Consider the following 17802-nt stretch of genomic DNA (forward strand, 5'->3'; position numbering starts at 1 on the left):
GCTATGACAACCCCATCCCCGACCGTTTCCATGGCGGACAAAGTTGCCCTGATCGACAGCCTCTGCGCCAAGGCGCGGATCCTGCCGGTGATCACCATCGCTCGCGAACAGGACGTGCTGCCATTGGCTGACGCCCTCGCTGCCGGTGGCTTGACCGCGCTGGAAGTGACCCTGCGTTCGCAGTTCGGCCTCAAGGCCATCCAGATCCTGCGCGACCAGCGTCCGGAGCTGATGACCGGTGCCGGCACCGTGCTCGATCGCAACATGCTCGCGGCAGCCGAAGCCGCTGGTTCGCAGTTCATCGTCACCCCAGGCATCACCCGTGACCTGCTCGAGGCCAGCGTCGACAGCCCGATTCCGCTGTTGCCGGGCATCAGCAATGCCTCCGGCATCATGGAAGGTTATGGCCTGGGTTATCGCCGCTTCAAGCTGTTCCCGGCTGAAGTCAGCGGTGGCGTGGCAGCAATCAAAGCCCTCGGCGGCCCGTTCGGCGAAGTTAAATTCTGCCCGACTGGCGGCGTCGGCCCGGCCAACATCAAGAGCTACATGGCGCTGAAAAACGTCATGTGCGTGGGCGGTAGCTGGATGCTTGATCCGGAGTGGATCAAGAACGGCGACTGGGCCCGTATTCAGGATTGCACCGCTGAGGCACTGGCGCTGCTGGACTGATTGTTACCAGACACTTCGTTGTGTGTTCTACGGCTTTACGGTGCGCTTGGTCGGTGCACCGTTTTTTTTGCCTGGAAGAAAGTGCCAGGACATCAAGCGATACATAGTTACCGCACAGCCGCGTTTGCGTGGCGCTAATCTGCGTTCATCTTACGGAAGAGAGAACGCCTCATGGACGACCATCAATCTGTAGCCTTGAAACACCCATCTCTGCATCAACGGCCAACCCAAATCGTTGGCAGCCTTGACTGGCGCGAAACCGGACACAACGTGCGTAACATAAGCCGCGGCATCGAAGGCCTGCCATTGGTATTGCGTCTTGCCCTGGTCGACGCCATGACGGGTGAGCCCGTGGTTGCCGCCCAGGTTCGGATCGAACAGAGCATTGGCGCCGACAGTCTGTACGGCACACAGTCGACCGACAGCCAAGGCATCGTGCGGTTTACCAGTATTTATCCGGATCGGCAGTCGGGTTGTGCGTCCTGCATCGCCATGACCGTGTGTATTGCCAGTGATGATCAACACCCGCAGTCACATCAAGAGGCCTGGACAGGGCTGCTGCATCTTCCCAACGCCTGTACCTGTGAAGTGGCGGGGGATGACGCCTCTCGGCTGGTGTTGCGACCGATTGGCGGAGAGGGCGTGGAGGACGGCTACTTCGGCAGCCTGACGATCGGCGTCGACACCTTTGCGGTGTCGTCGCAGATCGGCCTTGCGGGCTACGAAAAGCCCACGGGCGCGGTGTTTTAGCGCAGCTCGTTCAGCGCCCTTACCAACAGCTGCATTTCGGCAGCGGTGGTAGTCAGCCCCGGTGTCACGCGGATGCTTGGCCCGCTGGCTGCGCCGTTGCGCACCACGGTGAACAGGTTGTAGTCGTTGAGCAAACGCTCGGCCATCGCCTGTTGATCGTCATGACGGGTGAAGCGCAGCGATGTGATGCCGCAATATAGCCGTGGATCGTCAGGCGTCATCACCTCGATGCCCGGCAAGTGCCGCACCGCGCTGACCCACAGGTTGCGCAGATAATTGAGACGGGCGCCTTTGGCCGGTGCGCCGCCGAGGGAACGGTGCTCTTCGAACACCAGTGGCAAGGTCATCAGCGCTGGAATGTTGGGCGTGCTGTACGACGTGCGCGCGCGGATGTCATTAGCCGGGTAATGCATTTCACCCATGTCCGGATCAATGTCGGTCAGGCGTTGCGGCGCAATATAGAGGAAGCCGAGGGTGAGCGGGGCACCGATCCATTTGTGCAGGTTGTATCCGGCGAACGCGATGCCGAGGGCGTCGAGGTCGAACTCGATCTGACCGAGTGCATGGGCGCCGTCGAGGATGACATCGACGCCATGCTCTTTGGCCAGCGCGGCGATGGCTTGCACCGGCATCACCAGACCGGTGCGGTGAGTGACGTGAGTCAGGGCCATCAGCTTGAGTTTCGGCTGCCCGATAAACGCCTCGCGATAAGTTTCCAGCAGGCTGTCGTAGCTCGCCGGGTGCGCGTGGGCGATCTCGATCACCTCGGCGCCGCGATGTCTGGCCAGCCAGCGCATCGCGCCTTTGACCGTGTCGTATTCCAGATCACTGATCAGCACCTGATCGCCCGGCTGCAAGCGGTTGTAGTTGCGAATCAGCGATTGCAGGCCTTCGGTGGCATTGCGGGTGAACGCTACGCTCTGCGCACGCACGCCAATCAACTCGGCCAGTTGGGCGCGGATATCAAGGTTGTCGTGCTGTTCGAAACGCTGGCGCACGTACACCGAGTTGCTGTTGTTGATCAGCTCGATATTGCGCTGGTATTCCTCGATCACCGTGCGCGACATGCGCCCGAAGTAACCATTTTCCAGGTTCACGGGGCCGGGTTGAATGTCGTAGCGATCGGCGAACGTTTGCCAGAAGGCTTCGTCACGGGCGCGGCGGGTGTTATCGGGCATGGTCGGCTGACTCTGAAAGAGGAGGGCGCTTTAATGGCGCGGGGCAGGTTTGCCGTGTTTGGCGCGCAGCGGTTCGAGCAGATCCGACAGGCCGTTATGGTCGATCTCCTGCATCAGCGCGAGCAAGCCACCGAGTTCGCCGTGGGGGAAACCTTCACGGGCAAACCAGTTCAGGTACGGCCCCGGCAGGTCGGCAATGATCCGGCCCTTGTATTTGCCGAAGGGCATTTCGCGGGTGATCAGCAGTTCGAGTTTTTCGGGATTCATCAGTGAGATCGTCTGGCTTCAAATCAGCTTGGAAAATACAGGCATTCTGCATGCAGGCCAAATGACAGATCATGCAAATAACCGTGATACAGATAGTTCACTTATCTTTAACTATTTGATTTAAAAGGCTTTTTGAAAAATAAAAAACTGGCACGCACACTGCAATATCCCTTGCATCTTCAACCCATCGCAAGGAATTGAAAAATGACCGACATGAATAAAGAAGCCATCTCTGTACTCAATGACCTGATTGAAACCTGCAAGGACGGTCAGGAAGGGTTCAAGACTTGCGCTGAAGACATCAAGCATCCAGAGCTGAAAACCCTGTTTGTGCAGCGCTCCGCTGACTGCGCCACTGCGGCCGCCGAGTTGCAGGCTCAGGTGCGTTCGCTGGGCGGTGATCCGGAAACCTCTACCAGTGTTGCCGGTGATCTGCACCGTCGCTGGGTCGACGTCAAATCCATGTTCACCGGCAAAGACGAAGAGGCTGTGCTGAATGAAGCCGAGCGCGGCGAAGACCATGCGCTGAAGGCTTATCGTGAAGCCATCGAGAAGATCAACAAGCACAACCTGGTCGGCATTCGTGACTTGGTCGAACGCCAGTATCACGGCGTACAACGTAATCACGACCAGGTGAAAGCGCTGCGTAACCAGGCTCGTGCTCGTTCGTAAGCGCTTGTCGGTATAAAAAACGCCAGCTGGTCTGGCGTTTTTTTATGTCTGGGGGAAAGCCAAAGCAAGAGCCCCTCACCCTAGCCCTCTCCCGGAGGGAGAGGGGACTGACCGAGGTGTTTTTTCGAGCTACATCGACCTGAAATATTCAGTCGAACTCAAAATCTGAAAACAGCGCAGATCGGCTCCCTTTCCCCCTCGCCCCCCTGGGGGAGAGGGCTGGGGTGAGGGGGAAAGCTCTCACTGACACCCCGCCAATCAATCAGCCAATGCTGATCGCCGGCAAAGTCGGCAGGGTCACTGTCTGCTGCTTGCGCGGCGCCAGAATCTCCGCCTCACCATCCACCACCAACTCATCACGCTGGTTGAACACGCGAGTGGCAATACGCACACGAAACTTCGGCAGCTTCTCGAGAATTTCCAGACGCACTGTCAGCGTGTCACCGATCTTCACCGGCTTCTGAAAACTCATCTGCTGGCCGATATAGATAGTGCCCGGCCCAGGCAGCTCGCAGGCCACGGCGGCGCTGATCAGTGCGCCGCTGAACATACCGTGAGCGATACGCTCCTTGAACATGCTCGCAGCGGCAAACTCGGCGTCCAGGTGCACCGGGTTGTGGTCGCCCGACATCGCCGCGAACAGCTGGATGTCGCGCTCTTCGACGGTTTTGCTGTAGCTGGCGGTCTGGCCGACTTCGAGGGCTTCGTAAGGGATGTTGGTAACCTGGGTCATCGGTCTCGATTCCTGTGACGGATTCAGTGAATCCACAAATAAATTATTCGCTGCGCTGAGGGCGCGGATGGCTCAGGGCCTGATCGATCCAGGCCAGCACATCAGCGATCACTTCGTCGCGATTGGTTTCGTTGAACAATTCGTGCCGCGCCTGCGGGTAGATCTTCAGTTGCAGGTGTTGGCTGCCGGCCGTGCGCAAGGCATTGGCCAGATCTGTCAGACGCTTGCCTTCACTCACCGGATCACATTCGCCGCCGATTACCAGCAGCGGCAGGCCCGGGTCGATCTGCGCGAGATTGGACGCTTTGCTGATCTGCTGCAAGCCGCCGAGCAGGTCGATCCACAGTTGATTGGTGCAGCGAAAGCCGCATAGAGGATCGGCAGCGTACTTGTCGACCTCCACCGGATCGCGGCTCAGCCAGTCGAACGGCGTGCGCACCGGCTTGAATTTTTTATTGAACGAGCCGAACGACAGCCATTCGATCAGCGCACTGCGGCCCTTGCCGCCCTGACGCAGTTTTTCCAGGCGGGCGATCTGCCGCGCAGCGCGGTACAGCGCCACGGGCTGAAAGTTGGAACCACTGAGAATCGCCCCATGCAGGCTGGCGCTGTGATGCAGCAGATAGGCTTGGGCAAGGTAGCTGCCCATGCTGTGACCCAGCAGGATGATCGGTACGCCGGGGTGCTGCTGACCGATGTATTGATTGAGGCTGGCCAGATCGCCGAGCACTTTGCACCAGCCGTCGTCATCGGCGAAGTGCCCGAGGGTGCCGTGATTGGCGGTTTTGCCATGCCCGCGTAAATCCGGGGCGTACACGCCGTATCCTTTGTCGCAAAACGTGTCGGCCAGTCGTGCGTAGCGGCCGCTGTGTTCCGCCATGCCGTGGGCCAGCAGGATCACCGCTTTCAACGGCGCCGCGGGCAGCCATTGATTGACGAACAGGCGGCTGCGGTCACTCGCGTCCAGCCATAGGGTGTCGTGGATCATGGCGATTCCTTTGCTCAGAGTCGGAACATTGTATAGCGCGTCTGATCAGCTCACGCCACGGCAGGAAGATTCACACGGTCAATGACGGCTTTGTCCATATTTGCCTCAATGGCCATAGCTGCTAGTGTCCGTGAAGCTCCGCTTTTTCAGAAATGACAGAAAGCGGCCCCGGATCGGCTCAGGTAAAGAGGACAAGAATAATGCAACCTGATTTCTGGAACGACAAACGCCCGGCCGGCGTACCGCTGGACATCGACATGGGTGAGTTCAAGTCGGTGATCGAGGTGTTCGAGCGTTCCTGCAAGAAGTTCGCGGATCGCCCGGCGTTCAGCAACATGGGTATCACCTTGACCTACGCCGAGCTTGAGCGCCAGAGCGCCGCCTTCGCCGGTTACCTGCAGGCGCATACCGATCTGGTTCCGGGGGATCGCATCGCCGTGCAGATGCCCAACATCCTGCATTACCCGATTGCCGTGTTCGGTGCGCTGCGTGCCGGGCTGATCGTGGTCAACACCAACCCGCTGTATACCGCGCGGGAGATGCGCCATCAGTTCAAGGACTCCGGCGCGCGGGCACTGGTGTACCTGAACATGTTCGGCCAGAAAGTCCAGGAAGTGCTGGGCGACACCGACATTCAATACCTGATCGAAGCGAAGATGGGCGACCTGATGCCCACTGCCAAAGGCTGGCTGGTCAACACGGTGGTCAGCAAAGTAAAGAAAATGGTCCCGGCGTATTCGCTGCCGCAGGCGATCTCCTTTAAAAGCGCGCTGCGCATGGGCCGCGGCCTGGGGATCAAGCCGCTGAAGGTCAACCTCGACGACATCGCTGTGCTGCAATACACCGGTGGCACCACCGGGCTGGCGAAGGGCGCGATGCTGACCCACGGCAATCTGGTAGCCAACATGCAGCAAGTGCGCGCCTGCCTGGCGCAGCTCGGCCCCGATGGCCAGCCGCTGTTGCGCGAAGGTCAGGAAGTGATGATCGCGCCGCTGCCGCTGTATCACATCTATGCTTTCACCGCGAACTGCATGTGCATGATGGTCTCCGGCAACCATAACGTGCTGATCACCAATCCACGGGACATTGCCGGGTTTATCAAAGAACTGAAGAACTGGCGCTTCTCGGCGCTGCTGGGCTTGAACACCTTGTTCGTGGCGCTGATGGATCACCCGGACTTCAAGACCCTCGATTTTTCCAGTCTCAAGCTCACCAACTCCGGCGGCACCGCGCTGGTCAAAGCCACCGCTGAGCGCTGGGAGCAGATGACCGGTTGCCGTATCACCGAAGGTTATGGCCTCACCGAAACGTCGCCGGTGGCCTGCACCAACCCGTACGGCGATCAATCGCGGCTGGGCACGGTCGGATTGCCGGTGCCGGGCACGTTGCTCAAAGTGATCAACGATGACGGTGTCGAGCAGCCAATGGGCGAGCGCGGCGAGTTGTGCATCAAGGGCCCGCAGATCATGAAGGGCTACTGGCACAAGCCTGAAGCCACTGCCGAAGTGCTGGATGCCGAGGGCTGGTTCAAGTCTGGCGATATCGCGGTGATCGATCCGGACGGTTTCGTGCGCATCGTCGATCGCAAGAAGGACATGATCATCGTCTCCGGTTTCAACGTGTACCCGAACGAGATCGAAGACGTGGTAATGGCGCACCCGAAGGTGGCCAACTGCGCGGTGATCGGCGTGCCGGACGAGCGTTCGGGCGAGGCGGTGAAGCTGTTCGTAGTGGCGCGGGAAACCGGGGTCAGCCTCGAAGAGCTCAAGGCCTACTGCAAAGAGAATTTCACCGCTTACAAAGTGCCGAAACACATTGTCTTGCGTGAGTCATTGCCGATGACGCCTGTCGGGAAAATACTGCGGCGCGAGTTGCGCGATATCGCGTAATCGGTGAATGGCCGCGCTTCGCGCGGATCGCGGGCAAGCCACGCTCCCACAGGTTCTCTGTCATCCTGTGGGAGCGGGCTTGCCCGCGCTGCTTTTGAGAGAAAGTCCCCAATTTCAAAGGGTTTCGAGGTGTTCTAGGATTTTTGCTCTAAAATGACTGCTAGATAGTCTTGAGTCATGATAATGACTGTAGGGGCCGTTTTTGGCTCTAGTCGACCCTTGGCAAAGCTGCTACTCTCGGCGCGCTTTGTGACTTCTCGGCCTATGTAAAAGCCAGATTCACCAATACCAAACACACACCAATAATAATCGCATCAAATGCGGTGAAGAATTCGCGTTGCTGAGGAGTGGGCTTCCATGATCGAAGACTTTTGGAAGGATAAATACCCGGCTGGAATTGCTGCCGACATCAATCCGGACGAGTATCCGAACATTCAGGCAGTGTTGAAGCAATCCTGCCAACGCTTCGCCAACAAACCGGCTTTCAGCAACCTGGGCAAGACAATCACCTACGGTGAGTTGTACGAATTGTCCGGTGCGTTTGCCGCGTATCTGCAACAGCATACCGATTTGCAGCCAGGCGATCGAATCGCCGTGCAACTGCCCAACGTCCTGCAGTACCCGGTGGCCGTTTTCGGTGCGATTCGCGCCGGGCTGATCGTGGTCAACACCAACCCGCTGTACACCGCGCGGGAAATGGAACACCAATTCAACGACTCCGGCGCCAAAGCCCTTGTTTGCCTGGCGAACATGGCGCATCTGGCCGAAGCCGTGGTGCCGAAAACCGGCGTCAAACACGTGATCGTCACCGAAGTTGCCGACCTGCTGCCGCCGATCAAGCGTCTGCTGATCAACAGCGTCATCAAGTACGTGAAGAAAATGGTGCCGGCCTACCACTTGCCAAAAGCCGTCAAGTTCAACGATGTGCTCAGCAAAGGCCAGGGCCAGCCAGTGGCCGAAGCCAATCCCGACAGCGGCGACGTTGCGGTGCTGCAATACACCGGCGGCACCACCGGCGTGGCCAAGGGCGCGATGCTGACCCATCGCAACCTCGTCGCCAACATGCTGCAGTGCAAAGCGCTGATGGGCTCCAACCTCAATGAAGGTTGCGAGGTCCTGATTACGCCGCTGCCGCTGTATCACATCTATGCGTTCACCTTTCATTGCATGGCGATGATGCTGATCGGCAACCACAACATCCTGATCAGCAACCCGCGCGACCTGCCGGCGATGGTCAAGGAACTGTCGAAGTGGAAATTCAGCGGTTTCGTCGGCCTCAACACGCTGTTCGTGGCGCTGTGCAACAACGAAGGTTTCCGCAAGCTGGACTTCTCGGCGCTGAAGGTCACGTTGTCCGGCGGCATGGCCTTGCAACTGGCCGCTGCCGAACGCTGGAAAGCGGTCACCGGTTGCGCCATCTGCGAAGGTTACGGCATGACCGAAACCAGTCCGGTGGCCACAGTCAACCCGATCCAGAACATCCAGATCGGCACCATCGGCATTCCGGTGCCATCGACGCTGTGCAAAGTCATCGACGATGCCGGTGTCGAGCAGCCACTGGGTGAAATCGGCGAACTGTGCGTCAAAGGTCCGCAAGTGATGAAGGGCTACTGGCAGCGCCAGGAAGCCACCGATGAAATGCTCGACAGCGACGGCTGGCTGAAGACCGGTGACATCGCGCTGATCCAGCCGGACGGTTATATGCGCATCGTCGATCGCAAGAAAGACATGATTCTGGTCTCCGGTTTCAACGTCTACCCGAACGAACTGGAAGACGTGCTGGCGACCCTGCCGGGCGTGTTGCAGTGCGCGGCCATCGGCGTGCCGGACGAGAAGTCAGGCGAGGCGATCAAGATTTTCATTGTCGCCAAACCGGGCGTGACCTTGACCAAAGAGCAGGTCATGGACCACATGCGCGCCAATGTCACCGGCTACAAGGTGCCGCGTTCGGTGGAATTCCGCGATGCGCTGCCGACCACCAACGTCGGCAAGATCCTGCGCCGCGAGTTGCGTGATGAAGAGCTGAAGAAGATCAAGGCCAAGTCCGCCGCCTGAAACACCAAGCCCCGCAGATGCGGGGCTTTTTGTTGGCACAGACTGTAAATTTGCAGTGTCTGGTAAATCTCCCCCTCACCCCAACCCTCTCCCCCAAGGGGGCGAGGGGGAAGGGAGCCGATCGGGGGCCTTTCAGAACCTGAGCCAACTCAGGAATCTCAGGTCGGTATATCTCGCCCAAACACCTCGGTCAGTCCCCTCTCCCTCTGGGAGAGGGCTAGGGTGAGGGGAAAGGGGCATTGCACAAATCCTACTGACGAAACGGCGCAAAATTCACGTTGGTCCCCGCCGGACGCATGTCCTGCAGATACGAATCCTTGTCCGCACTCAATTCCAGACTCAACGCCGCTTTACGCTTGCCTTCGTTGCGAATCACCAGTCCTTCAAGCTTTTCACGCAGAAACACCGTCGGCACTTTCAGGTGCAGCAGTTCGTCGGTGGCCGGCGTGTGCATCAGCAAGTGAATCCACTCGTACTGACCAACGGCCAGACGCGACACCGGCAGGTCGAACCACCAGATGTTGCGGTTACGGTTCAGTTCGGCGAAGTGGCAGTTGTTGGTGCCGAGCACGGCGCCGCCCAGTTCCTGGTTGCGACGGGCGATGGCCTGCTTTTTATCGAGTTTCATAACATTCCTGCGGGATCGGTCTCTGGCGCACAGCGCCCATAGGGTGGGCATTCTCGTGGGTTGGGCAGCAAACATAAAGCCCAACCTGCACGCCGCGACGAAATGAGCCACTGAAAATAAATGAAACTTGGCGCAAACCCGGCCAGTCAATCATTACGTACTGACTTTTCCCCCTTTATGCATCACGGAGAAACACCATGAGTAGCACAGGCGATAAAGTAAAAGGCATGGCTAACGAAGCCGTCGGCAACGTCAAGCAAGGCGTCGGTAAGGCCACCGACAACAGCAAGCTGCAAGCCGAAGGCAAGGTTCAAGAGAAAAAAGGCGAGGCCCAGCAAGCGGTGGGTAAAGCCAAGGACGCCGTGAAAAAAGGTGTCGACAAGGCGTAATTCAGCCTTGAACGAAATACATGAACGGCCATCCAAGGATGGCCGTTTTTGTGTCAAAAGCCTGCAGCGGCCCGACGAGGTTCGCCAAACAGGCTACCGTGATGTAAAAAACGGCCCCTGAGTCGCCACGACTTCAACCTGTATTGCGGCGAAAGGAGACGCGAATGATTTTTCCGGACATGAAAGGTCTGCCCCTGCACCGGGTGATGGTGCGCACGGTCACTGAATTCGTCGACGACGAGATGTCGACCTATGCCTCGGCACTGGCCTACCAGATGCTGTTCTCGCTGTTCCCGTTCATTCTGTTCCTGATCGCGCTGATCGGTTTCCTGCACCTGCCGGACTTCTTCTCCTGGCTGCGCCTGCAATCGGAACTGGTTCTGCCGCCGCAGGCGCTGGAGCAGGTCAATCCGGTGATTGATCAGTTGCAGCAGTCCAAGGGTGGTCTGCTGTCCGTCGGTATCGTGATTGCCCTGTACACCGCCTCCGCCGGCGTGCGCCTGATGATGAGCGCGATGAACGCTGCGTATGACGTGGTTGAAGGCCGACCGGTCTGGAAGCGCTTCCCGCTGTCGATTGTCTACACCGTCGGCATTGCCGGCATGCTGCTGGTGGCAGCCGCGCTGATGGTGCTCGGGCCACAGGTGATGGGCTGGATCGCCGCGCAGGTGGGGCTGGAAGACTTCATCGTCACCGTGTGGACCATCGCGCGCTGGCCGGTGATCGTGATTCTGATGATGGTCGCCGTGGCGCTGATCTATTACGTCATGCCCGACGTCAAACAGGAGTTCCGCTTCATCACCCCAGGTTCAGTGCTTGCCGTGGTGGTGTGGATCATCGCCTCATTGGGGTTTGCGTTTTACGTCAAGACGTTCGCCAACTACAACGCGATGTATGGCAGCATCGGGGCGATCATCGTGCTGTTGCTGTACTTTTACATTTCCGCCGCCGTGCTGTTGCTCGGCGCCGAAATGAATGCGGTGATCGAGCACATGTCCAGCGAGGGCAAGGATGCCGGTGAGAAAGTCCCCGGCGAACTCGATGAACATCCCAAACAACACGTTTCGGGCCTGGGCCGCGATCATTCGCTCAAGCCGGACACTGACGAAGTCTGATCATGATCCGTGAAATTCTGAAAATGGGCGACGAGCGCCTGCTGCGCATCGCCCCGCCAGTGCCGGCCGAAATGTTCGACAGCCCTGAGCTGTGGCAACTGATCGACGACATGTTCCAGACCATGGAAAGCGTCGGCGGCGTCGGCCTCGCAGCGCCGCAGATCGGCGTCGACCTGCAACTGGTGATCTTTGGTTTCGAACACAGCGAACGCTACCCGGACGCTGAAGCGGTGCCGCAGACGATTCTGATCAATCCGCTGATCACGCCGCTGAGTCCGTTGATGGAGGAGGGCTTTGAAGGTTGTCTGTCGGTGCCGGGTTTACGCGGCGCGGTGGATCGTTATCAGCAGATTCGCTACGAAGGGTTTGATCCGAAGGGCGAGCCGATTGTGCGTGTCGCGTCAGGTTTTCACGCCCGCGTTGTGCAGCATGAATGCGATCACCTGATCGGCCGCTTGTACCCGTCGCGCATTACTGATTTCAGCAAGTTCGGTTTTACCGAAGTGATGTTCCCGGATCTCGATCCCAGCGCTGACGACTGATCCGAAGCCACTAAAATCCCCTGTGGGAGCGGGCTTGCTCGCGAAGACGTCGTTTTATTCAATACATTTGTTGACTGACACGACGCCTTCGCGAGCAAGCCCGCTCCCACATTGGGATCTGCATCAGGTTGAAGGTTTGAGCTCCATCGCAATCATCGGCTTGCTCCGCGCATAGCGGCTCAAGCGCTCCGCCATCGCGTGGGGCAGGGCCGGGTCGAACGTGAACCCGCGCCGCTCATAAAAACCGCGCAAGTCCGGATGACAGAACAGCCACACCGGTTCGCTCACATCCTGCACCGCTGCCGCGATCAACTGCGCGGCAATCCCCTGATCACGACACCCCGGATCTACAAACAACCCGGTCAACCAATGCCCGCCCGCCACTGGCCGCAAGCACAACGCACCGATAATCTCCCCCCGCCGCGCAACCCACAATTGCGCATCGCGAACCGCTTTCATCGAGGACTGGTGGCTGCGGTAAAACTTGTTCATCAACGGCCATAATGACTCGTCGAGCAGGCTGTATTGAGTGTCGGGCATGGGATCGGACTGTCGGCGCGCAAAGCGGCGATTATAAAAGAACGCGCGCCACAGGATAGGTGTATACCTGAGCCTACATCCCCTGTGAGTGGAGTACGCATCATGTCCAAAGGTATGGATTCAAAGAAAGCGGCGAAGAAGAAACCGGCCAAGACCGCGATTGAAAAACGCGCGGAGAAGAAAGCCAAGAAAGTCGACATCTTCGGTCATTGATCACGCCTTTCCGGAGCCCGGTTCTCGGGCTCCTGCCTGCACCCGAAAATAATCTGCAAGATTGCACCGCGTCGTTGCACAGAGGGGCAAGAATCCCGTTCCGAGCAACGCCATGTCCCATTACTTCGACGCCGCCCATCGTCAGCAGATCGAAACCCTGCGCCAACGCTTCACGGCCCGTACCGAGTGGCCGACCTGGCTGTTGCTGATCGGCGTCCATGGCGCCTGGTTCGCGATTGTCCTCAATAGTCATTGGCTGGGCCGTGGCTTGAGCACGCTGTTGCTGATTCCGCTGGTGGTGTTGTGGCTGTCGGTGCAACACGAATTGCTGCACGGGCATCCGACGCGCTGGGTGCGCTTCAACAAGGTACTTGGCTATGCGCCTTTTGCCGTGTGGTATCCGTACACGTTGTATCGCGACAGCCATTTGCTGCATCACCGCGATGAGAACCTGACCGTGCCCGGCGTCGACCCGGAAAGTCGTTACCTGAGCCGCGCTGACTGGCAGGGCCGTTCGCTGTTCGAGCGCAGCCTGCACTGGCTGAACAAAACCGTGCTCGGGCGCTTTGTGATCGGTGCACCGCTGGCGCTGACGGCGCTGGCCAAAGCAGAGTTGCAGCGGCTGAAGAAGGGCGAGCGCCAGGCCTGGTTGATGTGGCTGACCCATGGCCTGTTCACGTTATTGATGCTGTGGTTCATTGCCCGCTTCAGCGTGCTGCCGGTCTGGCATTACTTGTTGCTGATCAGTGTGCCAGCGCTGTCGATCGCGATGATCCGCTCCTACTATGAACACCGTCCCCACGCACAACCCGAACAGCGCACGGTGTTGAACGAAGCGGCTTGGCCGTGGCGCTGGCTGTTTCTGAATCTGAATTTTCATCTGGTGCATCACGACTTGCCCAAGCTTGCTTGGTACGACTTGCCCAAGGTTTACCGGATGCATCGCGAGCAATGGATCGAGCGCAGTGGCGGCTTTCTGGTGCAAGGATATGGCGAGTTCTGGCGGCGCCATGGCTTCGAGCCGATCGACAGTCCCGAGCATCCCTTTCACTGATCTCAAGACCACCGCAAGACCCTGTAGGAGTGAGCCTGCTCGCGATAGCGGTGTGTCAGGCACCGACGATGTCACTGATGCGCCGCTATCGCGAGCAGGCTCACTCCTACATTGGATATGTATAGCCCTGGGAAAATGTGTATGACCCAACACCACACCGAACTCCTGATGTACGTCGCCCCCGAGCCGATCCGCGCGGCCAACGAGCGCTGGATCGCACGCATTCTTGAGCAGCTAGGGCATACGCGCCTGAGCGCTGAAGGCCTGACATTGCCCGAACTCTGGTTATCTCCGGATCTACTGCTTACGCAAACCTGCGGCTATCCGCTGATGACGGCTTTGCGCGGACAAGTACGCATCGTCGGTCGCCCACGCTACGAACTCCCCGACGCCAGTGCCGGCAGCCATTGCAGCCTGATCTTCAGCCGCGCTGATGATCCGCGTAAAACCCTGGCGGACTTTCGCAACAGTCGCGGGGTGATCAACAGCGAAGATTCCAACAGCGGCATGAACCTGTTGCGGCAGAGCCTGGCGCCGTTGCAGCGCAATGGGCAATTCTTCTCGACCGTGGTGAGCAGTGGCGGCCATCGGGAAAGTCTGCGCTGGCTGCGGGAAAACCTTGGCGATCTCGCCGCTATCGACAGCGTCACCTATGCCTACCTCGCCCGGCATGCGCCGGAAGAGGTCAGCGGTTTGCGGGTGGTCGCGCGTAGTGCGTTGAGTCCGACCCTGCCGTTCATTACCGTTGGCAGTGCTACGGATAAGCAGGTAGAGGCATTGCGGCAGGTAATGAACGAAACCCTGCGTGAACTCCCCGATGTCGTGCGGGCCTTGGGATTGCCTGAAGTGCTTGCAGCCAGCGAGAGCGATTATCAGATCCTGCTTGATTACCAACGTGAGGCTGTAGAACTTGGCTATGGCCGCTTGCGCTGAAAGATTGCAGCCTTCTGCAGCTAAGAGGGTGGGTGTAAGCGCTACCGAAGGCTGTGCTCTTTTGATCTTTTATTCGTAAATAGAATATAAAAATGAAATTTAAATATTATTAAAGAATAAGGCGCCTTGCTACGATCGCGCCACCGGACGACCGGACATTCAGCGACCCCTAACCCAGGAGCCCCTATGTCCGGCACCGACCTATCCCATCGCCCCACCGTGGACGACTTGTTCCGCGCCCACTACCCATGGTTGTGCAGTTATCTGCGCCGTCATCTGCATGACGCCGCGAGCCGTGAAGACATTGCCTCCGAAACCTTTGCGCAATTGCTCGAAGCCCCGGCGCTGAGGGCCATTCGTGAACCGCGCGCCTTGCTGACGACCATCGCTCAGCGCCTGCTCTACCAGCGCTGGCGGCGGGGTGAGCTGGAGCGTCGTCATCGCCAGCAGATCGACGTCGATGACGCCGCCTCCCCGGAAGACCTCGCCCAGCTGGCGCAAACCCTCCATCGACTCGATCACACCCTGCAGCGCTTGCCCGGCAAGGTCCGCACGACGTTTCTGCTCGCCCGTATCGACGGCCTGACGTACCCGCAAATCGCTGCCGAACTGGGCATCTCCCAGCGATCGGTCAGCGTCTACATGAGCCGTTCCCAAGCGCTGTGCGATCGCCACAGCGCCAACCAATTCCTGCAAAACAAGAGGTCCGCATGAGATCGATCAAAACCCTGCTCGGCACCTCGCTGCTGGCCCTGAGCCTGAGCGTCGGTGCTGTTTCGGCAACGGAAAAAACCGCGCCGATCCACTTCGGCGACATCACTTGGGAGAGCGGCAGTTTCATCACCGAAGTGCTGCGCCTGATCGTTGAAAAAGGCTACGGCTACCCGACCGACACGCTGCCCGGCAGTACAGTGAGCCTTGAGGCCGCACTGGCGAAAAACGATATTCAGGTGATCGGCGAAGAATGGGCCGGGCGCAGTCCGGCGTGGGTCAAGGCGGCCGCCGAGGGCAAGGTATTTGGCTTGGGTGACACGGTCAAAGGCGCCACCGAAGGCTGGTGGGTGCCGGAATATGTGATCAAGGGCGACCCCGAGCGCGGCATCAAAGCGCTGGCGCCGGAGTTGAAATCAGTGGCCGATCTGCCGCGCTACAAAGACGTGTTCCGCGATCCGGAAGATCCGTCTCGCGGACGCTTCCTCAACAGCCCGACCGGTTGGACCTCGGAGATCGTCAACAGCCAGAAACTCAAGGCTTATGCGCTGAACGACAGTTTCGTCAACTTCCGCACCGGTTCGGGCGCGGCGCTGGATGCCGAAGTGGCATCGTCGATCAAGCGTGGCAAACCGGTGTTGTTCTACTACTGGTCACCGACGCCGCTGCTGGGCCGGTTCAAACTGGTCAAACTGGAAGAGCCGCCGTTTGATGCCGAGGCGTGGAAGACTCTGGCGGATGCCAACAATCCAAACCCCAAAGGCACCCGCTCGATGCCGGCGAGCCTGGCGATTGGCGTGTCGGCGCCGTTCAAGGCGCAGTATCCGGAGCTGGTGACGTTCTTTGAAAAGGTGGATTTGCCGATTGATCTGCTGAACCAGACCCTGGCCGGAATGAGCGAAAAACGTTTGCAGCCGAGAGTGGTGGCTGAGGCGTTTTTGCGCGATCAGCCGCAAGTCTGGAAGCCGTGGGTGCCTGCGGATGTGGCGACCAAGGTGAGCGGAAGTCTGTAAGTCATTTCTGTTGTTTCTGTAGTGCCTCTTATGACGCCTTCGCGAGCAAGCTCGCTCCCACAGGAGAGCATTCCAATGTGGGAGCGAGCTTGCTCGCGAAAGCGTCCGCCCCGGCAACATTTCTCCCCGCGCTGAACCGTTTCTTGTGCAAAAAGTGCCAGATACTGGCCGACTAGTGGCCTTGCGCAAGGCTTCGTGCTGGCTATGCTACTTCTAACTAACTATGTCGACCGTCATGTCAAAACCTGGCTGATGCACATCGTTGGTCCGTGAATTCATGCTGCCAGAGTGCGCAACCCAAGGCACCGACACTGAACCAACAAGGAGCGTCACTTACATGGAAGTTCTTCAACGCGTTAGGGCTGGCCCGCGTGCGGGCTATCAAGAGAAGGATGTCTTGATTAGAGCGTCATTACCTGGACTCTCCGATTGATCATCATTTATCACCTGACAACTTCCTCCCGTGGAGGAATGCGTGTGCCTGTTCTGTGGAACGTAGTGGTGGATCGTGAAAGAACCGAACTTTCATCAAATCAAAAGTCCGCGCGGAAGGTGATACAACCATGTTCAACCTACATCACAAGGCTGACCTGCAGCAGATCGAGCGCTTCAGCTGCGCCTTGACCGAGGCCAATGCCAAGTTGGCTGCGATCAGCCGTTCGATGGCAATGATCGAGTTCAGCCCTGACGGCATCGTTCTCGATGCCAATGAAAACTTCTGCAAGACCATGGGCTACAGCGCCGATGAAGTGCGTGGCAAACATCACCGGGTGTTTTGTGAAGAGGCTTTTTACCGCAGCGAAGAGTACGCAAAGCTGTGGCGTGATCTGGCTCGCGGTGAGCCGATCAGTGGCACATTTCTGCGCTTGAACAAGGCTGGCAGGGAGGTCTGGCTCGAAGCCAGTTACATGCCGGTCTATGGTCCGGACAAACAAGTCCAAAGCGTGATCAAAGTGGCCGCCGACATCACCGCCCGGGTGAATAAGGAACACGAAGAGGAAAGCATGCTGGCGGCGATCGGTCGCTCCATGGCGGTGATCGAGTTCACCCCGCAAGGCAATGTCATCACTGCCAACGACAACTTCCTCAAGACCATGCAGTACTCGCTCAACGAAATCGTCGGCCATCATCACAGCCTGTTCTGCCATCGGGCCGAAGCCGAGTCTGCGCAGTACAAGGCATTCTGGGCGTCGCTCAATCGCGGCGAATATCACTCGCACCGTTTCGAGCGCAAGAACAAGTCGGGGCAGATGGTTTACCTCGAGGCGTCTTACAACCCGTTGTTCGACGCCAAGGGCCGCTTGTACAAAGTGGTCAAGTTCGCCAGCGACATCACCCATCAGATGACCACGCTGCAGAACGCTGCCGAATCGGCCCACAGCACCTCGGTACAAAACGACGCCTGCGCGCAAAAAGGCTCACAGGTTGTGCAGCAAACGGTGCAGATCATTCAGGACATTTCC

At 58.6% G+C, this 17802-nt stretch carries 18 protein-coding genes and 1 pseudogene; 13 read left to right on the forward strand and 6 right to left on the reverse strand.

Translation table 11 applies throughout. The annotated features are described in order from the left end of the window. The first annotated feature begins 3 nt into the window (after nucleotides 1-3). Both ACM6IV_RS00495 and ACM6IV_RS00500 read left to right on the forward strand, forming a co-directional pair. Nucleotides 4-669: a bifunctional 4-hydroxy-2-oxoglutarate aldolase/2-dehydro-3-deoxy-phosphogluconate aldolase gene (locus tag ACM6IV_RS00495; RefSeq protein ID WP_414868294.1), complete on the forward strand. Its 666-nt coding sequence runs from the start codon at nucleotides 4-6 to the stop codon at nucleotides 667-669. Between the two features lie 270 nt (nucleotides 670-939). Continuing rightward, nucleotides 940-1419 (forward strand): hypothetical protein, encoded by a 480-nt coding sequence (locus ACM6IV_RS00500; RefSeq protein WP_414868295.1) that lies wholly within the window; start codon nucleotides 940-942, stop codon nucleotides 1417-1419. Here ACM6IV_RS00500 and ACM6IV_RS00505 read toward each other — a convergent pair. Both ACM6IV_RS00505 and ACM6IV_RS00510 read right to left on the reverse strand, forming a co-directional pair. Continuing rightward, complete coding sequence (locus ACM6IV_RS00505) at nucleotides 1416-2597, reverse strand: aminotransferase class V-fold PLP-dependent enzyme (RefSeq protein WP_414868296.1); 1182 nt, start codon at nucleotides 2595-2597, stop codon at nucleotides 1416-1418. The two genes, ACM6IV_RS00500 and ACM6IV_RS00505, sit on opposite strands and share 4 nt — an antisense overlap. A gap of 30 nt (nucleotides 2598-2627) precedes the next feature. After that, nucleotides 2628-2864 (reverse strand): DUF3820 family protein, encoded by a 237-nt coding sequence (locus ACM6IV_RS00510; protein WP_003227425.1) that lies wholly within the window; start codon nucleotides 2862-2864, stop codon nucleotides 2628-2630. 204 nt (nucleotides 2865-3068) lie between these two features. Here ACM6IV_RS00510 and ACM6IV_RS00515 point away from each other — a divergent pair, with 204 nt between their 5' ends. Continuing rightward, nucleotides 3069-3536, forward strand: a complete 468-nt coding sequence (locus tag ACM6IV_RS00515) for a ferritin-like domain-containing protein (protein ID WP_414868297.1) — start codon at nucleotides 3069-3071, stop codon at nucleotides 3534-3536. A 262-nt stretch (nucleotides 3537-3798) separates the two neighbouring features. On the opposite strand, the gene ACM6IV_RS00520 is transcribed toward ACM6IV_RS00515, so the two are convergent. Both ACM6IV_RS00520 and ACM6IV_RS00525 read right to left on the reverse strand, forming a co-directional pair. Continuing rightward, nucleotides 3799-4269, reverse strand: a complete 471-nt coding sequence (locus ACM6IV_RS00520; RefSeq protein ID WP_003227420.1) for a MaoC family dehydratase — start codon at nucleotides 4267-4269, stop codon at nucleotides 3799-3801. A gap of 43 nt (nucleotides 4270-4312) precedes the next feature. Continuing rightward, the gene (locus ACM6IV_RS00525) at nucleotides 4313-5257 is read right to left on the reverse strand and encodes a lysophospholipase (protein ID WP_414868298.1); all 945 of its coding nucleotides are present in this window, start codon (nucleotides 5255-5257) and stop codon (nucleotides 4313-4315) included. Nucleotides 5258-5457: 200 nt separating this feature from the next. Here ACM6IV_RS00525 and fadD2 point away from each other — a divergent pair, with 200 nt between their 5' ends. Together fadD2 and fadD1 are read left to right on the forward strand one after the other, a co-directional pair. Then, nucleotides 5458-7146: a long-chain-fatty-acid--CoA ligase FadD2 gene (gene fadD2, locus ACM6IV_RS00530; protein ID WP_414868299.1), complete on the forward strand. Its 1689-nt coding sequence runs from the start codon at nucleotides 5458-5460 to the stop codon at nucleotides 7144-7146. A 357-nt stretch (nucleotides 7147-7503) separates the two neighbouring features. Next, nucleotides 7504-9201, forward strand: a complete 1698-nt coding sequence (fadD1, locus tag ACM6IV_RS00535) for a long-chain-fatty-acid--CoA ligase FadD1 (RefSeq protein WP_414868300.1) — start codon at nucleotides 7504-7506, stop codon at nucleotides 9199-9201. Between the two features lie 250 nt (nucleotides 9202-9451). On the opposite strand, the gene ACM6IV_RS00540 is transcribed toward fadD1, so the two are convergent. After that, the gene (locus tag ACM6IV_RS00540; RefSeq protein WP_041068691.1) at nucleotides 9452-9829 is read right to left on the reverse strand and encodes a hypothetical protein; all 378 of its coding nucleotides are present in this window, start codon (nucleotides 9827-9829) and stop codon (nucleotides 9452-9454) included. Between the two features lie 197 nt (nucleotides 9830-10026). Between ACM6IV_RS00540 and ACM6IV_RS00545 the strand changes: the two genes are divergently transcribed. The 3 genes from ACM6IV_RS00545 (at nucleotide 10027) to def (ending at nucleotide 11875) form a co-directional block, all read left to right on the forward strand. Next, nucleotides 10027-10218, forward strand: a complete 192-nt coding sequence (locus tag ACM6IV_RS00545) for a CsbD family protein (RefSeq protein WP_414868301.1) — start codon at nucleotides 10027-10029, stop codon at nucleotides 10216-10218. Nucleotides 10219-10382: 164 nt separating this feature from the next. Further along, complete coding sequence (locus ACM6IV_RS00550) at nucleotides 10383-11333, forward strand: YihY/virulence factor BrkB family protein (protein ID WP_077574243.1); 951 nt, start codon at nucleotides 10383-10385, stop codon at nucleotides 11331-11333. A 2-nt stretch (nucleotides 11334-11335) separates the two neighbouring features. Beyond that, nucleotides 11336-11875: a peptide deformylase gene (gene def, locus ACM6IV_RS00555; protein WP_414868302.1), complete on the forward strand. Its 540-nt coding sequence runs from the start codon at nucleotides 11336-11338 to the stop codon at nucleotides 11873-11875. Nucleotides 11876-11998: 123 nt separating this feature from the next. Here the strand turns inward: def and ACM6IV_RS00560 are convergent, their stop codons facing one another. Next, nucleotides 11999-12415, reverse strand: coding sequence for a GNAT family N-acetyltransferase (locus ACM6IV_RS00560; protein WP_414868303.1), 417 nt, complete (start codon nucleotides 12413-12415; stop codon nucleotides 11999-12001). A gap of 325 nt (nucleotides 12416-12740) precedes the next feature. Here ACM6IV_RS00560 and ACM6IV_RS00565 point away from each other — a divergent pair, with 325 nt between their 5' ends. The 5 genes and pseudogenes from ACM6IV_RS00565 to ACM6IV_RS00585 all read left to right on the forward strand — a co-directional run. Then, entirely contained in the window at nucleotides 12741-13682 is a 942-nt protein-coding gene (locus ACM6IV_RS00565) for a fatty acid desaturase (protein ID WP_414868304.1), read from the forward strand. A gap of 141 nt (nucleotides 13683-13823) precedes the next feature. Next, nucleotides 13824-14615, forward strand: coding sequence for a phosphate/phosphite/phosphonate ABC transporter substrate-binding protein (locus tag ACM6IV_RS00570; RefSeq protein ID WP_414868305.1), 792 nt, complete (start codon nucleotides 13824-13826; stop codon nucleotides 14613-14615). Between the two features lie 186 nt (nucleotides 14616-14801). Then, nucleotides 14802-15329 carry a sigma-70 family RNA polymerase sigma factor gene (locus ACM6IV_RS00575; RefSeq protein ID WP_414868306.1) on the forward strand — a complete coding sequence of 176 codons (528 nt, stop codon included), beginning with the start codon at nucleotides 14802-14804 and terminating at the stop codon, nucleotides 15327-15329. Further along, complete coding sequence (locus tag ACM6IV_RS00580; protein WP_414868307.1) at nucleotides 15326-16339, forward strand: ABC transporter substrate-binding protein; 1014 nt, start codon at nucleotides 15326-15328, stop codon at nucleotides 16337-16339. Before ACM6IV_RS00575 ends, ACM6IV_RS00580 begins: the two co-directional genes overlap by 4 nt. Before the next feature lie 563 nt (nucleotides 16340-16902). Continuing rightward, nucleotides 16903-17679 (forward strand): annotated as a pseudogene (locus ACM6IV_RS00585) (PAS domain-containing protein); the annotation flags it as partial. Nucleotides 17680-17802: the final 123 nt, after the last annotated feature.

Source organism: Pseudomonas sp. IT-347P, assembly GCF_949768005.1.
Lineage (GTDB): Bacteria > Pseudomonadota > Gammaproteobacteria > Pseudomonadales > Pseudomonadaceae > Aquipseudomonas.

Bases quoted from the DNA above. Each gene is read 5' to 3' on its own strand.
- ACM6IV_RS00560 (WP_414868303.1), bottom strand. From the start codon at position 12,415: ATGCCCGACACTCAATACAGCCTGCTCGACGAGTCATTATGGCCGTTG.
- ACM6IV_RS00570 (WP_414868305.1), top strand. From the start codon at position 13,824: ATGACCCAACACCACACCGAACTCCTGATGTACGTCGCCCCCGAGCCG.
- ACM6IV_RS00545 (WP_414868301.1), top strand. From the start codon at position 10,027: ATGAGTAGCACAGGCGATAAAGTAAAAGGCATGGCTAACGAAGCCGTC.
- ACM6IV_RS00495 (WP_414868294.1), top strand. From the start codon at position 4: ATGACAACCCCATCCCCGACCGTTTCCATGGCGGACAAAGTTGCCCTG.
- ACM6IV_RS00575 (WP_414868306.1), top strand. From the start codon at position 14,802: ATGTCCGGCACCGACCTATCCCATCGCCCCACCGTGGACGACTTGTTC.
- ACM6IV_RS00550 (WP_077574243.1), top strand. From the start codon at position 10,383: ATGATTTTTCCGGACATGAAAGGTCTGCCCCTGCACCGGGTGATGGTG.
- ACM6IV_RS00580 (WP_414868307.1), top strand. From the start codon at position 15,326: ATGAGATCGATCAAAACCCTGCTCGGCACCTCGCTGCTGGCCCTGAGC.
- ACM6IV_RS00540 (WP_041068691.1), bottom strand. From the start codon at position 9,829: ATGAAACTCGATAAAAAGCAGGCCATCGCCCGTCGCAACCAGGAACTG.
- ACM6IV_RS00565 (WP_414868304.1), top strand. From the start codon at position 12,741: ATGTCCCATTACTTCGACGCCGCCCATCGTCAGCAGATCGAAACCCTG.
- def (WP_414868302.1), top strand. From the start codon at position 11,336: ATGATCCGTGAAATTCTGAAAATGGGCGACGAGCGCCTGCTGCGCATC.
- ACM6IV_RS00515 (WP_414868297.1), top strand. From the start codon at position 3,069: ATGACCGACATGAATAAAGAAGCCATCTCTGTACTCAATGACCTGATT.
- ACM6IV_RS00510 (WP_003227425.1), bottom strand. From the start codon at position 2,864: ATGAATCCCGAAAAACTCGAACTGCTGATCACCCGCGAAATGCCCTTC.
- ACM6IV_RS00520 (WP_003227420.1), bottom strand. From the start codon at position 4,269: ATGACCCAGGTTACCAACATCCCTTACGAAGCCCTCGAAGTCGGCCAG.
- fadD1 (WP_414868300.1), top strand. From the start codon at position 7,504: ATGATCGAAGACTTTTGGAAGGATAAATACCCGGCTGGAATTGCTGCC.
- ACM6IV_RS00525 (WP_414868298.1), bottom strand. From the start codon at position 5,257: ATGATCCACGACACCCTATGGCTGGACGCGAGTGACCGCAGCCGCCTG.
- fadD2 (WP_414868299.1), top strand. From the start codon at position 5,458: ATGCAACCTGATTTCTGGAACGACAAACGCCCGGCCGGCGTACCGCTG.
- ACM6IV_RS00505 (WP_414868296.1), bottom strand. From the start codon at position 2,597: ATGCCCGATAACACCCGCCGCGCCCGTGACGAAGCCTTCTGGCAAACG.